This is a genomic window from Glutamicibacter sp. NPDC055354, assembly GCF_053644955.1.
This window is the reverse complement of record NZ_JBSHMB010000001.1, coordinates 443621-457305: the sequence shown is the minus strand read 5'-3', so window position 1 is coordinate 457305 and position 13685 is coordinate 443621. Positions and strand designations below refer to the sequence as shown.

Here is a 13685-nt window from a genome sequence, read left to right as displayed (position 1 = left end):
GCAAAGGATCCCTTCCCATGCGCACCCTGATCGCCACTTCCTTCGTCTCCTTGGACGGTGTCGTCCAAGCCCCGGGCGGCGAACCCGGCTACCGCAATTCAGGCTGGACGATGAACTCGGTCGAGTTCGACCCCGCCGCCTACGAACTGAAGGGCGCCGAGCAAGAAGAAGCCAGCGCCATGCTCTTGGGCCGGCACAGCTACGAGGCCTTCTGCGCGGTGTGGCCCTCGATGACCGAGCAGTTCCCGCAGTACAACGCGATGCCCAAGTACGTGCTCTCCACTACCTTGCGGGAGAAGGACTTGGCCGGGAACTGGGGCGAGACTGCGATCTTGCGCTCGGTCGCCGATGTGGCGCGGCTTCGAGCCGGCGACGGCGGCCCGATCAGTATCCATGGATCGGCAACGATGGTCCACTCGCTGCAAGAACATCAGCTCATCGACCAGTACAACCTGCTGGTCTTCCCGGTTTTGCTTGGTGCAGGCAAGCGCCTTTTCAGCGACGCGAGCCTGGACGCGCAGAAGCTGGCCCTCATTGATTCGCAGGTCTACTCCAACGGCATCCAGAAGAACGTGTTCAAGGTTCAGCGCTAGCTGGTCCTAGCTGGCTGCGGGCAGGTAAGGCCGGGTGATCAATTCCAGGTAGTGCCCGGAAGGATCAAGCAGATAGACTCCCCGGCCGCCGTGTTCATGATTAATCTGCCCTGGCAGCTGCCGTTGGGGATCGGCCCAATGCTCCATTTTCCCCTCGCGGATAGTCGCGTAGGCGCGGTCGAAATGCTCGTCATCGAGCAGGTAGGCATAGTGCTGCGCTGGGAAGTCCATCGGTGGTGCAGCGAATTGAAGCAGCACCCCGTGGGCCAGGCTGATGTTGGTAAATGGTCCCCAGCTTGATTCCGCGCGGGCTTCGAGCAGCTCAAGATAGAACTTTGCCATGCGTTGCGGGTCGAGTGAAGCGATGATGGTGTGGTTGAACTGTGCGGTCATGTCTCCCTTTCGTGGTTCAGATGTGCTGTTCTTTGGTGGAATGCATCTGGCACGGGAGGGCCGCGGATCAGGGAACGACCAGTTTGCCGTTCCGGGAGTGGCCGCATGCGGCCTGACTGGTCTTCATCGCCATCGAGCATAGCACTGCGCTTCGGCGCTTCTCCACAACCGCAGTTTTTAAAGCAAGAAGTGGGATCCCCGGCATGGGATCCCACTTCTTTTGGGTAACAACCCCGCACCATCGGGGTTGTATCTGAGTGCCGGTTGATAAGTCACTCAGGGACTGGATAACCAGTTGCTAAACCACCTGGTTGAGCCATCGAACAGGCGCGTCTTCGCCTGCGTGACGGAAGGGTTCGAGTTCTTCATCCCAGGGCTCGCCGAGAGCGATGGACATCTCCTGGTAGAAGACCGAGGGATTTCCGTCGCCCTTTTCATAGGCCCACCGGATGCGTTCTTCGCTGACCATGACGTTGCCAGCGCAATCAACGGTGGCGTGGAAGATGCCAAGATCAGGGGTCACGGACCAACGGCTGCCGTCGGCACCCGGGCTTGGGTCTTCGGTGATTTCGAAACGAAGGTGCTGCCAACCATGCATCTCACTGGTCAGCAAAGCGCCGGTACCTTGCGTACCTACCCACTCGATTTCGGCGCGACAAAATCCGGGTGCGACGTGCTGTTCGGTCCACTCCATTTTTACTGGAGTACCGAGCACGGACCCGATTGCCCATTCCAGATGTGGGCATAGCGCTGCAGGGGCGGAATGAATATAAATCACGCCTCTGGACATCGGTGCAGACATGCCATCCTCCGTTGCGGTGTTGATCGTCTTCCCCTACGTCAACATCGTTCCGGTGCCATCGCCGCCGATACTTCCATTTTGCCCGATGAAGAGGCCTTTCGCCACCCAGAAAGGCTATTTTTGCAGATTGGTACCAAATAGTCAGGCTCGGGGATGGGCTTGGCGGTAGCTTTGCCTCAATCGGTCAACCGAAACGTGAGTATATAGCTGGGTCGTTGCCAGCGAAGCATGCCCGAGGAATTCCTGGACAGCACGCAAATCTGCGCCCCCATCCAGCAGATGCGTGGCTACGGTGTGCCTTAAGGCATGCGGGCCGCTGGCAGCGGTATCCCCCAGCGATTGCAAGGCCTTGGAAATGACCTCTCGTGCCTGGCGTACATTCAAGCGCGCACCGCGCACCCCTACGAGCAAAGCGCCTTGAGCTTCCTGGCGGGCCAGGACCTTGCGATGCGACCGAATCCACCCGATGATCACGCGCTCGGCGGGCTTGCCAAACGGAACAACCCGTTCCTTGTTGCCCTTGCCGAGAACCCTGACGGTGCGTCGTTCGAAGTCGATGTCGTCAACGTCCAAGGCCACGAGCTCGCTGATACGCAGGCCGGATGCGTACAGCAACTCGGCGATGACTTTATCGCGTGCCGCTACGGCCTGGCTCTTGGCATCGGGGGCAGGTTCCGGCTTGCTCTCGCTGACTTCTTTTCCAGCAGGCGGCTGGGCTGTTTCGGAGAGCAAGCGGTCGATCTGGCTTGGCTGCAAAACATGCGGAAGACGCCGTTCCTTCCTGGGCGCGGCCAGCCGCAGGGCAGGGTCCGCGTCGATCAGCTGATGCTTCAGCGCCCACGCGAAGAAGCTCTTCACCGCAGAGATCCTGCGGGCCAAGGTGGTGCGGGAAATCTGCGATTCATGAAGCTGTGCCAACCAATCGCGGAGCGTATCAACTGAAATCTGCTTGAGGCTCGGATCCTGCGCATGGTGGAGCAAGAACTGGCCGAGGTTCCGCAAATCCACTTCGTAGGCTCGCAGGGTATTAGTGCTGCGGCCGCGTTCGCGTTGCAGGTACTCCAGGTAGTCTGCCACCGGCTCAGCGAATTTTGCTGACATCGCATTGCTGGCGTGCGTCGTTGATTCTTGCTTCATCACTATTGAGGATACCCTCAGCTGCGTCACCGGTCAGTTTTGGCGCACCAACTTCCATGCCAGGCCATCGGTGGCAGCCATTTGCAGTGTCTCCAATCGATTGATGGCGCGTAGCGTCTGGATCAACGGCACCCCGCTGCGGGCAGAGATCTCATCAACCAGCAATCCTTTGGTGAAGGACATGATGTCGTACACCATTGCTTCGTCCCTACCCAGGATGTCCGTCGGGCGTTGCTGAACTTTGGCACTCCGCGGCTCTGCTTGGCAGTGGTGGCCAACCAGGCCCAGCGCATCTTGCGGGCTGGCGAGCAAGGCCGCACTGCCTTCTGCAATCAATCGGTGGCACCCTGCGGAGTTGGGCGCGAAAACGCTTCCGGGAACGGCCGCTACATCGCGTCCCAACTCGACTGCATGGCTGGCGGTGTTCAGCGCTCCTGAGCGGTGGCGCGCTTCGCTGACGATAACCAGCCTGCTCAATGCCGCGATCAGCCGGTTGCGGTTCAGGAAGCGGAAGCGTGCTGATGTGGTTCCGGGAGGCACCTCTGAGATCAGCACGCCGCGAGCAATAATCTGGTTGAGCAGGTTGCTGTTGCCCGAAGGGTAGAGCCGATCGATGCCGCCAGCCATAACCGTGATCGTTGGCGGGTTCGGATGCTGCCAATCGTCCACGCTCAGAGCGGCCCGGTGCGCGCTGGCGTCAATGCCGTAAGCGCCACCCGAGACAATGGTGTACCCGTTCAGGGCCAGGGTCCGGCCAAGATCGAAGGTGACTTGATCACCGTAGTCACTGGCATCGCGGGAGCCGACGATGGACACGCTGCGCGCCAGCTCTTGGCCTTCGAGCAATTGCGGGTTCGCTGAACGCCACCACAGGCACAGGGGACGTCCCAGTTCCAGGTCGGCTAGCTGTCGAGGCCACGAAGCATCGTCCGGGATCAGCAATCCGCCACCCGCGCGCGCAGCGGCATCCAAGGCTCCCGCTGGGTTGCTCAGCGACAGGCGCTTTCTCCATCGGGCCAAGGCTACGCTCAAGTCTTGTGCGCCATCCCCGGGCGGGTGGAATCCGAGGATTCCGTCGACCGGCGCTTTGAGCGCGGCCGGGTAGAAATCCTCTCGCTGGATCAGGCGCAGCAGTTCCTGTGGGCTCATCAGTTCCAGCAAGGCCGTGGCCACATAGTCGTTGGGCTCGATAAGTTGGTTCAATTGGGCGTAGACCCGGCGCTCCTGGCTGGTTGGAGCCGAGGCTTTTCCGGCAGTGTTCACATCGTTGAAAGTCATGGCCTTACCTAGCTATTTTCCAAGTTCTGGCGAAGGTGAGCGGCGATGGCCAGATCATCCTCGGTCGGTGCTGCATGCCCTTGCTGGTCTGCAACCGTCCACGCGACCCGCAGGAGGCGGTGGATGGCGCGCGCAGAGAGCCCGCGTCGTGTGGCGAGTTGTTCAAGCGCCGCCCGGGTCTTGGCCGGGTATTCCAGTTCATTCCTGAGGATCTGAGTTGGTATTTGCGCGTTGCAAGCAATGGAGAACTTTCCCAGCCGCTCCTTGCTGCGTGCCCGGGTGGCCAAGACGCGTTCACGCACCTGTGCACTGGATTCATTTGGTACTCCGCTAAGAAGCTGTGCTTGCGCTACCGGATTGACTCTGACTTGCAGATCCACACGGTCGAGGATGGGTCCTGAAAGCCGGGCGAAATAGCGCCGGCGGGCCATGGGCGTACAGGTGCACCCGGTACCGGTGCCGAAGTTTTTTCCGCAGGGACACGGATTGGAGGCCATGATGAGTTGGAAACGGGCCGGCAGCCGCTGGTGGCCGCGTATCCGCGCGAGGTTGATATAGCCTTCCTAGATCGGTTGGCGAAGCGCATCAAGTACTCCGGTGTGGAATTGCGCTGCTTCATCGAGGAATAGAATGCCCTGGTGCGCGCGGGTAATGGCCCCGGGAATGAGTTGGGCGGTTCCGCCGCCAATCAGGGCTGAACGGGACGCGGTGTGGTGCGGCGCCACGAAAGGCGGGGTGCGTTGCAGCTGGTCCAATTCCCCGGATCCGCCCCGAGTAATGGAATGCACCGCGGTGGCTTCAAGGGCTTGCAGGTCATCAAGTGGCGGCAGAATCGATGGCAGGCACTTGGCCAGCATGGTTTTGCCGGCACCGGCCGGTCCGACCATGATCAGGTGGTGCCCGCCGGCCGCGGCCAGTTCCAAGGCGAGCCGAGCTTCCTGCTGCCCGTTGACCAGGCCCAGGTCCGCATCGCCCGAGGCAGCAGTTCCTGCGGCAGGGCCAGCAGATTCGGTAGGCGCCTGCGGCTGCCGGTGGCGCAGGTAAGTGGTGACATGTTCGGCTGGGGCACCGCAGCAGGTGAGGACCTGTCCCAGATGGCGTAGCGCCATGACCTCGATTCCATGCACCAGCCTCGCTTCGGCCCCGTTAGCCTCGGCCACGATCACCCGGTCGAGACCATGGACCTTGGCTAGCTGCACCGCTGGCAGCACCCCGGGTACTGGCCGCAAGGTTCCATCCAAGCCGAGTTCCGCCATGAACAGCGTGCTCGGTGACGCGAACAGCTGTTGATCAGCGGCCAAGGCGGCGATGACGATGGCCAGATCGAAAGCTGATCCATACTTGGGCAGGGTGGCTGGCGAAAGATTGACCGTCAGTTTCCGGTTTGCCAGAGGAATCCCTGAATTCCTTGCCGCGGCTTTGATTCGTTCACGGGCCTCGCTCAAAGATGCATCGGGCAAGCCCAGCAGGACGAATCCTGGGATGCCGTTGCCGAGGTCGGCCTCGACTTCCACCAGTGAGGCGCTGACCCCGTGCAGTGCCACTGCGCTGGTCCGGGCGGTGCTCATGAGCGCACGTTCTCATGCAGCCGGCATTCGAACCCTGTTGCTGTCAGATAGACCTCGACGATGTCCACGCGAAGTTCGGCAAGAAACATGCGATGGCATTGGGCCCAGGAAATCAGCAGCCTGTTGAGCCGGCGGAATTTTGCCGCGCTGATCGCCTCGAAGCCCGATCCATAGCGTTGCGAGGACCTGGTTTTGACTTCGACGGCGGTGATCTGGCCGTTGCCGGCTCTTGCCACCAGGTCCAGCTCCCCTGCTGGGCATCTCCAATTGCGATCGAGGATTTCGTAGTGCTGCCCGGTGAGAAATGCGGCGGCAGCTTGTTCGCCATCGGCCCCTAGGCGTTGCTTCGCGGTCTGCATGTTTGCTCCTCGATGTCTGCGATCCGTAATGGAAACATCGTCGGAGAATTATGGTCCACAGCGGCGGCGCCCGCCGCGGAATGTGGACAATTCGCTTTAAGCGAGATCGCCGGCTTTGTTCCAGGAACAGAGCCGGCGATCGAATGCCACAGTGCCTCGCGCTAGGAGCCCAGCCCATCCTTCGGGATCTGGAACTCGTCAGGGTTGAGTTCTTCGACGTTGACGTCCTTGAAGGTCAGCACCTTGACGGACTTCACGAAGCGCCCTTGGCGGTAGATGTCCCAGACCCACGCGTCGGTGAGGTTCAACTCGAAGTACACTTCCCCGGCGTTGGACAGGGTCTTCACGTCCACTTGGTTGGCCAGGTAGAAGCGGCGCTCGGTCTCGACCACGTAATTGAACAGCCCCACCACGGTCTTGTACTCGCGGTATAGCTGCAGTTCCATGTCGGACTCGTAGTTTTCCAGGTCGTCGGCAGCCATCACTTTGCTTTCTTTGTCGTGGCTTCACCTTGGGCCTGATCAGCACCCGAAGTCAAGTTCCAGCTCTTGCGGTGGTAGTCGCAGGGACCCTGCGCAACGATCGCGGCACGATGCGCAGCGGTGGCATACCCCTTGTTGATCTCCCAGCCGAAGGCCGGATGCTCGGTGGCCAGATCAACCATGATGCCATCGCGTTCGACCTTGGCCAGGATGGAAGCTCCGGCGATCGCCTGGCAGGTCATGTCGCCTTTGATGATGGTCGTCACCGGGATGTGCAGGCCCACGGGTTCGCGGTCATCGGCCAGGATGTCGAAGAGATCCGGTTCCGGTGCGGTCAGCCAGTCGTAGCTGCCATCCAGAAGCGCCGCCTCGGGCTGTACCGCGCACAGCTCCATGGCCCGCGATCCGGCCAGGCGCAGGGCGCCAGTAACTCCCAGCTCATCGATTTCAGCCGCAGAGGCATGCCCAACGCCATAGCCCACGGCCCACTGGCGAACTGGATCGACCAGTTCCGTACGGGTTTCCGGGCTCAGCAGCTTGGAGTCGCGCAGCGCTGGGAACTCCGTGACCTGCTCAATATCTATTACCGTCATGCCGACGGTAATCGGACCAGCCAAGGCGCCGCGTCCCACCTCATCGACCGCTGCGATATAGCGGAACCCATGCTTGGCTGCCAAGGCGCGCTCATGTTCTAGCGTGGTTGCCTTGCTCTTCAAAACGGCCATGGGCGGTGCCCCTACTTCGCCACTGCGTGCGGGACGTTGGCGAAGACTTCTTCGTGCGAGTCGACGATGCCCCAGCGCGAGGTTGGCCAAGAGATCACCGAAGCGCGGCCCTGGACGGATTCGAGGTCGACGAAACCGCCCTGGCGATCGGCGTGGAAGCGGGAATCCGCGCTGGCACCTCGGTGATCACCCATCACCCAGATTTTTCCTTCTGGGACGGTCGCCTTGAATTCCATGTCTGACGGGCTGTCGCCGTCAAAGATATACGGCTCGTCAATGGGCTCGCCGTTGATCGTGATGGCGCCTTCCGCGGTGCAGCATTCCACGGTGTCACCGGGCATGCCGATGATGCGCTTGACCAGGTACTGCTCATCAGCCGCTGGCAGCACGCCGACAAAGGAGAGCACATTCTGGAACGCGGTGGGGTACTCGGTCAGCGGTGGCAGCCATTCCTGGTCATCGCGGAAGACGACGACGTCGCCACGTTCCAGCTCGAACGGCCCGGGAACCATGAGGTTGGCGAAAATCCGGTCGTTGACCTCGAGGGTATGCTCCATGGAGCCTGATGGGATGTAGTAGGCACGGAAGAAGAAGGTCTTGATCACGAACGAGAGCAACAGCGCGATCGCGATGATGATGACAATCTCGCGGACGAAGCGCCATATTTTGTATAGGGGTCCCCTGCTTGGAGGAGTCTCTGCTGATGCTGCGCTCACGATTCGATTAGTACCTTCCATTGTCGCGTGTAATCCCCATCTTACGTGTCTTGCCAGGCGCAACGGATCATTGCATAGCCACGGCCAGTTGCCCAGAAACGCACCAATGGCCAGGTCCGTCGCCGGGCCTGGCCATTGGTGCGTCCGTTCAAGCGGGCTGCGGGCTACTGGGTGGCAGCAGGCGACATGATGCCACCGCTCTGCTTGTAGTCCACGGGGATTTCGCCGATGGGCTTCTCAGCGTCAATCAGCTTTTGGACTTCGTCCAGCTGGCTCTTATCCACCGACAGGGTGATGCCGCCCGTTTCAGGATTCAGCGTGTATGCATGGATGGCAGTGCGCACGGGGTTTTCCTGCTTGCCCTGCCACTTCATGATTTCGGAAATCGCCGAACGAAGCTCCTCGCTGCTGAATTGGACTAGGTGCCCGATAGCCCCGGCTTCTTCAATAACGGATAGCTGCTCTTCGCTGGTCGTCGAAACATTCAGCTGCCCGTCCTTGATCCAACCCTGGACGTATTCATCGCCCAAGGCTTCGGAGAGCTGGTCATTGGTCTGGAGCAATGCGTCTTGGTCCACGGTGTTCCCGCTCGATTTTTCTGTTTGCTGCGAGGGTTCCGATGCCGTGGCGCTGGCCCTAGCCTGCGCACCTGGATCGGTTCCCTGACCACAGCCGGTTAGCAATAGGGCAGCCATGGCGGCAGTAGAGGCCAGCATGATTGGCGTGCGTGAAGTTCTAGCGTTGAAATTCATAATTTACACCTCGGTGATATTCACGTTGCCGCAACGATCTTAGCTTTGAGACTAGTGCCGAAATCGTAGAGCAACCAAGGAACTACATGTGTGCCAAGTAAAAATGCCCCGCTACTTGTTCTCAAGTAGCGGGGCATTTTCAGCAGGACCCAGTCCCGCCGGAACAGAATCCCTTAGCCGTGGCGACGTGCGTTGCGGCGGAACAGCAGGAATGCCGCACCGGCCAGGGCCATTGCGCCACCGGCGGCGATCAGCGGAACGCTGTTCGAACCGGTATCCGCCAAAGGATCGTCCTTCTTAGGAGTTTCCTTTGGAGTTGCAGACTTGCTTGGCTCGTCGTCCTTCTGGTCCTTCGGAGCTTCCGACTTATCGTCCTCCGAAGCGGAAGGAGAGGTGCTCTCCGATGGCTTGTCGCTTTCTTCTTCGGAAGGCGATGGCGAGGTGCTCTCGGAAGGCTCCGTAGTTGGTTCCTCAGTAGGTTCCTCGGTAGGCGCCTCAGTAGGTTCCTCGGTAGGCTCCTCAGTAGGTTCCTCGGTAGGCTCCTCAGTCGGTTCCTCGGTAGGCTCCTCAGTCGGTTCCTCGGTAGGCTCCTCAGTCGGTTGCTCGGTTGGAGTCGGCGTCGGAGTCGGCGCAGCAACGATCACGACGTTGGCGTTGACCCGCTCAGAGGTGTTGAAACCGTTCTTGGCCACAACGCTGAACGCAAACTTTCCTGGTTCTTCCGGGGCAGGGAACGAGAAGTTTCCTTCAGCGTCCAGCTCAACCTTCTTGTAGAGCTTGCCGTCAACGACCACACGGATGATGGTGCCAGCCGGAGCATTGGCAAGGGTACCGGTGATTGCTTCACCAGGTTCAACTTCAGTACCGTTTTCCACCGTGATGGCAGGGGTATTGATATGGAATTTCAGCGTGTAGCCATCAATGTAGCCCTTGTCGAAGACATCATCGAGCGAGGTGTACATGGCGATGTCATCAGCGGTGTTTTCCTTCAGGTCTTCACCTGCGGCGTTGGCCGAGTTGATGCCTGCCGCCTTGCTGCCTACGAGCATTGGGCCACCGGAGTCACCCTGGTCAAGCACGCTCTGGCCAGGATTTTCAGCGACATAGCCAGCAACTGAACGGTAGGTCTTATCCGAGCCACCAACGAAGAAGACGCCTTCACCGATAATCGGGGAGCAGCTCCAACCGGTCGTACGACCCGAAGAGCAAGCTTCCGACCCAACTAGTGCCTTGGTCGTGCCAGTCACGTTGATAACTTCGTCGCGAGGTTCCTTGCCGTCAGCCCATTCGGACACAGCAGCGTGCAAGTTCAGCGCAGGATTGATGTTATCGATCACCGAGATGTCCGTGCCTGGTTCCAGGTTATTGAACTCTTCCTCGGTCATGGAGTCCAGTTCTTCGGCGGATAGGCCCGAATTACCCGGACCACCGAACTGGTTGAATCCAAAAGTACCCAGCTCGGCACCCAGAGTTGGCGATTGGCCTGGAACCGACTGTTCGGCAAGGCCCAAAATCCTGGTGGCGCCATCTTCCGAGCAGTGCCCAGCCGAGATGATGGCATCTTCGCCCTCTGCGGTCCACGCGGTGAATCCGAGCGAGCAGACGGTCGACTTACTAGTAGGTGCGCCGGACTTGTCCATTGCGTAACCCAAGGCGCCGTAAATATCCTCTGCGGCGGTGGTCTTGGCAACACCCGAGCTTTCTACACCGTCAACGTGCGTAGCTTCGCTGACGAACTGCTCAACGGTCAGCTTCTCAGGCAGGGAGCCAGCGGACTTGGACTTCAGGTCGTCCGCAGCTTCCTTCTCGTCGAAGCCCTTTGCATAGATCTTCAAGCCATCGTTGGTCTGAAGGATAGCGGTGATGCGCTTCAGTTCCTTCGGCTCGATGTTGGCCAAGAGCTCGGTGTAGACCTTGTCTACGGTCTTGACCTGCGAGTCGACTTCGGTCACCACGATAGGAGCCGGAGCAGCACTGGCCTTGACGATCTCCTTGGCCTTGGCAGCGTCCTTCTTGCTTACGGTGATCTCGGCTTTGCCGTCCTTCACCGAGGCAGTGGCGTCAATGCCTTTCGCATTCAGTTCGTCGCGGACCTTGGAAGCAGCGTCGCTGGTCTCCCCGTCCTTGACGTACTCTTCAACGGACTTATTGAGGTCCTTCTCAATAGCCTTGCCGAGCCCCTCGGTGTCCAGAGCGGTTTCGCTGGCCAAAGGCTTCTCGCTTGCCGTAGCGGACGCAGACGGCGATTCGGAGGCCGTTGGCGCCGCTGCGGCAGGCATGAAGCTAGAGCCGACCACCAAGGCGGTCGCGGCTGCTGCAACGATGCCGCGTTGCGCAGTCTTCTTTTTTGGATGTGGCATTAATGCTTCTCCCAGATTTATGGTGCGAGTGCCCGCGCGTCCCCTTACCTAAGGGCGCGCGCGTAAGCACAGGTGTTGTTACCAAAATGAAACAATACTTGGTTCCGACACAGCTTTTCAACCATCGAATCCAACAAAAATATAAATTCCAGAACCCGTTTCACCTAGTCAAATAGCTCTACCCTCATCGAGGTTGGTTACAACTTACGTGCCAGTAGTATTGGTTTAAGATTGGACTTCTCTTTCTAATCCCTAGTCAGCTTGGTGGATCCTGAGTGTTGTCGCGAAATTTACACACCAATTGCACAGCAAATCGGGTGGGATGGAAATCCATCCGAATTAATTCCATTAACCTAGAAAAATAGCGCCAGATGGGTAGTTCTACCCATCTGGCGCTATCAAAATCGCCGGTTGCTACGGCGTGTCATCTGATTACTGAACGCTGATCGAGCGGCCAAATCACCTCGGTCGCTTTGCCCGTGACGCGCTCGACGCTGATCATTCCGCCGCCGCTTGCGCCCAGCAATGCCCGCGAATCCTTGGAAGTGGAGCGGTGATCGCCCATGACCCACAAGCGGCCAACCGGCACTTCTACGGAAAACTTCTGTTCGCTCGGAGCATCCCCGGCGAAGATGTACTGCTCGTCTGCAGGCTCGCCGTTGACGAGCAGTCGCCCATCGGCGCTGCAGCATTCCACGGTGTCTCCCCCAACGCCAATGACGCGCTTGACGTACTTATTGCTGCTCCCGGTGAGGCTGAACGCCCCCAGCAGATCATCAGCGAAGCTGGCCTTGGCGTAGGGCAGGAACGAGCCGCGGCCATCGAAGACGATGATGTCTCCGCGTTGCGGTTCGGCATCCGAGTAAGCGCGGCGGTCTACGGCGATGCTCTGGCCAGGATTGAGCGTGGATTCCATGGAGTTGGACTCGATATGGAAGACGTCGATCAGGGTGGCGCGAATGACGATGGTGGCCAGCAGACCAAGAATGATGGCGAGTACAGCGAAGCGCCAGACCCATGAAAAGGCCCGGCGCTTCATTGTTGCCCGCTCAGTGCGTGCAATCCGGTTCATTGAAGAACGCAGATTACTTCTTTGCGCTGAAGTCGCGCTTCTCGCGGATGCGAGCAGCCTTGCCGTGACGATCGCGCATGTAGTACAGCTTTGCACGACGAACGTCACCCTTGGTCACAACCTCAATCTTGTCGATGATTGGGGAGTGAACTGGGAAGGTACGCTCAACACCGGTGCCGAAGGAAACCTTGCGAACGGTGAAGGTCTCGCCAACACCCTGGCCCTGGCGACCAAGGACGTAGCCCTGGAAGACCTGAACACGGGAGTTCTTGCCTTCGATGATGTTGACGTGAACCTTCAGGGTGTCGCCTGGGCCGAAGGCTGGAACGTCGCAGCGCAGCGAGGCTGCGTTAACAGAGTCAAGAATATGCATAGTGCATCTCCTAGGATCAATGCCGCAGGTCACCGAATCCTCGTAGCGGGGCCCGACACGGGTCGGAACCAGTGAAATCCCCGGAACGTTGTACCACCGATTGCCTCTAGCAAACGGTGCGGCGGTCTTCTGTGGCTCGAACTTCCCCCTGCGGCAGGAGTCGAACAAAAACACACCAAGAAACAATTATGCCGTATCAGCCAAGCCGATGCGAGTTTGCCCGAAATGGCTTTCGAGTGATTTTGGCCTCTTAGTCGCTCTCGGTGCCAGCGCCGGTAGCCCAGTCCAATTCGGACTTGGGGGTTATGGCACCGTCAACGAGCGCGAATCCGCTGTGCCATAGGGTATCGCGGTCCCTGCGGTTCAGGCTCTCGGCATCCAGCTGCGTGATCAGGTCGGGGCGACGCTCTGCGGTGCGCTTGATCTGCTCGTCGCGGCGGAACCGTCCCACCCGCTGGTGGTTGCCACCGAGCAGCACCTCGGGGACATCGCGGCCGCGCCAGGAGGCCGGCTTGGTGTACACCGGGTATTCCAGCAGAACATCCGAGTGGGATTCTTCTACCAGCGATTCCGGGTTGCCGATGACTCCTGGGATCAGCCGGGCGATGGCTTCCACCATCACCATCACGGCCACTTCTCCCCCGTTGAGCACGTAATCGCCGATGGATACGGGGATGACGTTGAAGTTCTCGTGCGCGTATTCGATGACGCGCTCATCGATGCCTTCGTAGCGGCCGCAGGCGAAGACCAGATGCTCTTCCTCGGCAAGGTCGTAAGCCATCTGCTGGTTGAAGACGGCGCCTGCAGGCGAAGGGACAATCAGGGTTGGCTTGGGGCCGCCAGCATCGGCTGGGCGCACCGCGTCCAGTGCCTGTCCCCATGGTTCCGGCATCATCACCATGCCGGCGCCGCCACCGTACGGGGTGTCGTCGACCTTGCGGTGCTTGTCGGCAGTGAAGTCGCGCAGGTTGGTGACGTTCAGATCCAGGATGCCGTCTTCGGCGGCGCGGCCGATCAGCGAAAGCGAGAGCGGCTGGAGGTACTCAGGGAAAATCGAGATGACGTCAAGGCGCAT

General features: G+C 59.7%; 15 protein-coding genes and 1 pseudogene. 1 reads left to right on the top strand and 15 read right to left on the bottom strand.

Going from position 1 to position 13685, the window contains the following annotated elements; all coding sequences use genetic code 11:
- Nucleotides 1-17 precede the first annotated feature (17 nt).
- Nucleotides 18-593, top strand: a complete 576-nt coding sequence (locus tag ACWICV_RS02020; protein ID WP_105657744.1) for a dihydrofolate reductase family protein — start codon at nt 18-20, stop codon at nt 591-593.
- Between the two features lie 6 nt (nt 594-599).
- On the opposite strand, the gene ACWICV_RS02015 is transcribed toward ACWICV_RS02020, so the two are convergent.
- The 15 genes and pseudogenes from ACWICV_RS02015 to trmD form a co-directional block, all read right to left on the bottom strand.
- Nucleotides 600-986 (bottom strand): VOC family protein, encoded by a 387-nt coding sequence (locus ACWICV_RS02015; RefSeq protein WP_105657743.1) that lies wholly within the window; start codon nt 984-986, stop codon nt 600-602.
- Nucleotides 987-1284: 298 nt separating this feature from the next.
- Nucleotides 1285-1788: a DUF3145 domain-containing protein gene (locus tag ACWICV_RS02010; RefSeq protein ID WP_105657742.1), complete on the bottom strand. Its 504-nt coding sequence runs from the start codon at nt 1786-1788 to the stop codon at nt 1285-1287.
- Between the two features lie 141 nt (nt 1789-1929).
- A complete protein-coding gene (locus ACWICV_RS02005; protein ID WP_332489100.1) occupies nt 1930-2925 on the bottom strand; it encodes a tyrosine recombinase XerC in 996 nt (331 codons plus the stop codon).
- Nucleotides 2926-2958: 33 nt separating this feature from the next.
- Nucleotides 2959-4203 (bottom strand): DNA-processing protein DprA, encoded by a 1245-nt coding sequence (gene dprA, locus ACWICV_RS02000; RefSeq protein ID WP_400288927.1) that lies wholly within the window; start codon nt 4201-4203, stop codon nt 2959-2961.
- An 8-nt stretch (nt 4204-4211) separates the two neighbouring features.
- Nucleotides 4212-4577 carry a magnesium chelatase subunit ChlI family protein gene (locus ACWICV_RS01995; protein WP_454090973.1) on the bottom strand — a complete coding sequence of 122 codons (366 nt, stop codon included), beginning with the start codon at nt 4575-4577 and terminating at the stop codon, nt 4212-4214.
- Nucleotides 4554-5771 (bottom strand): annotated as a pseudogene (locus ACWICV_RS01990) (YifB family Mg chelatase-like AAA ATPase); the annotation flags it as partial. The gene ACWICV_RS01995 and the pseudogene ACWICV_RS01990, both read right to left, overlap by 24 nt.
- Nucleotides 5768-6130 carry a YraN family protein gene (locus ACWICV_RS01985; protein ID WP_332595130.1) on the bottom strand — a complete coding sequence of 121 codons (363 nt, stop codon included), beginning with the start codon at nt 6128-6130 and terminating at the stop codon, nt 5768-5770. The gene ACWICV_RS01985 and the pseudogene ACWICV_RS01990, both read right to left, overlap by 4 nt.
- 161 nt (nt 6131-6291) lie before the next feature.
- The gene (locus ACWICV_RS01980) at nt 6292-6612 is read right to left on the bottom strand and encodes a DUF2469 domain-containing protein (protein ID WP_105657739.1); all 321 of its coding nucleotides are present in this window, start codon (nt 6610-6612) and stop codon (nt 6292-6294) included.
- Nucleotides 6612-7337, bottom strand: a complete 726-nt coding sequence (locus ACWICV_RS01975; RefSeq protein WP_105661214.1) for a ribonuclease HII — start codon at nt 7335-7337, stop codon at nt 6612-6614. Before ACWICV_RS01975 ends, ACWICV_RS01980 begins: the two co-directional genes overlap by 1 nt.
- A gap of 11 nt (nt 7338-7348) precedes the next feature.
- Nucleotides 7349-8053, bottom strand: a complete 705-nt coding sequence (gene lepB / locus ACWICV_RS01970; protein WP_286134220.1) for a signal peptidase I — start codon at nt 8051-8053, stop codon at nt 7349-7351.
- A gap of 164 nt (nt 8054-8217) precedes the next feature.
- Entirely contained in the window at nt 8218-8805 is a 588-nt protein-coding gene (locus tag ACWICV_RS01965) for a hypothetical protein (protein WP_400288922.1), read from the bottom strand.
- 173 nt (nt 8806-8978) lie between these two features.
- Entirely contained in the window at nt 8979-11165 is a 2187-nt protein-coding gene (locus ACWICV_RS01960) for a trypsin-like serine protease (RefSeq protein ID WP_454132883.1), read from the bottom strand.
- Between the two features lie 424 nt (nt 11166-11589).
- Nucleotides 11590-12237 carry a signal peptidase I gene (gene lepB / locus ACWICV_RS01955; RefSeq protein WP_332727385.1) on the bottom strand — a complete coding sequence of 216 codons (648 nt, stop codon included), beginning with the start codon at nt 12235-12237 and terminating at the stop codon, nt 11590-11592.
- 13 nt (nt 12238-12250) lie between these two features.
- A complete protein-coding gene (gene rplS, locus ACWICV_RS01950) occupies nt 12251-12610 on the bottom strand; it encodes a 50S ribosomal protein L19 (RefSeq protein ID WP_454090819.1) in 360 nt (119 codons plus the stop codon).
- Nucleotides 12611-12860: 250 nt separating this feature from the next.
- The gene (gene trmD, locus ACWICV_RS01945) at nt 12861-13685 is read right to left on the bottom strand and encodes a tRNA (guanosine(37)-N1)-methyltransferase TrmD (protein WP_454090820.1); all 825 of its coding nucleotides are present in this window, start codon (nt 13683-13685) and stop codon (nt 12861-12863) included.

Bases quoted from the DNA above. Each gene is read 5' to 3' on its own strand.
- ACWICV_RS02020 (WP_105657744.1), top strand. From the start codon at position 18: ATGCGCACCCTGATCGCCACTTCCTTCGTCTCCTTGGACGGTGTCGTC.
- ACWICV_RS02015 (WP_105657743.1), bottom strand. From the start codon at position 986: ATGACCGCACAGTTCAACCACACCATCATCGCTTCACTCGACCCGCAA.
- ACWICV_RS02010 (WP_105657742.1), bottom strand. From the start codon at position 1,788: ATGTCTGCACCGATGTCCAGAGGCGTGATTTATATTCATTCCGCCCCT.
- ACWICV_RS02005 (WP_332489100.1), bottom strand. From the start codon at position 2,925: ATGAAGCAAGAATCAACGACGCACGCCAGCAATGCGATGTCAGCAAAA.
- dprA (WP_400288927.1), bottom strand. From the start codon at position 4,203: ATGACTTTCAACGATGTGAACACTGCCGGAAAAGCCTCGGCTCCAACC.
- ACWICV_RS01985 (WP_332595130.1), bottom strand. From the start codon at position 6,130: ATGCAGACCGCGAAGCAACGCCTAGGGGCCGATGGCGAACAAGCTGCC.
- ACWICV_RS01980 (WP_105657739.1), bottom strand. From the start codon at position 6,612: ATGGCTGCCGACGACCTGGAAAACTACGAGTCCGACATGGAACTGCAG.
- ACWICV_RS01975 (WP_105661214.1), bottom strand. From the start codon at position 7,337: ATGGCCGTTTTGAAGAGCAAGGCAACCACGCTAGAACATGAGCGCGCC.
- ACWICV_RS01965 (WP_400288922.1), bottom strand. From the start codon at position 8,805: ATGAATTTCAACGCTAGAACTTCACGCACGCCAATCATGCTGGCCTCT.
- ACWICV_RS01960 (WP_454132883.1), bottom strand. From the start codon at position 11,165: ATGCCACATCCAAAAAAGAAGACTGCGCAACGCGGCATCGTTGCAGCA.
- lepB (WP_332727385.1), bottom strand. From the start codon at position 12,237: ATGAACCGGATTGCACGCACTGAGCGGGCAACAATGAAGCGCCGGGCC.
- rplS (WP_454090819.1), bottom strand. From the start codon at position 12,610: ATGCATATTCTTGACTCTGTTAACGCAGCCTCGCTGCGCTGCGACGTT.
- trmD (WP_454090820.1), bottom strand. From the start codon at position 13,685: ATGCGCCTTGACGTCATCTCGATTTTCCCTGAGTACCTCCAGCCGCTC.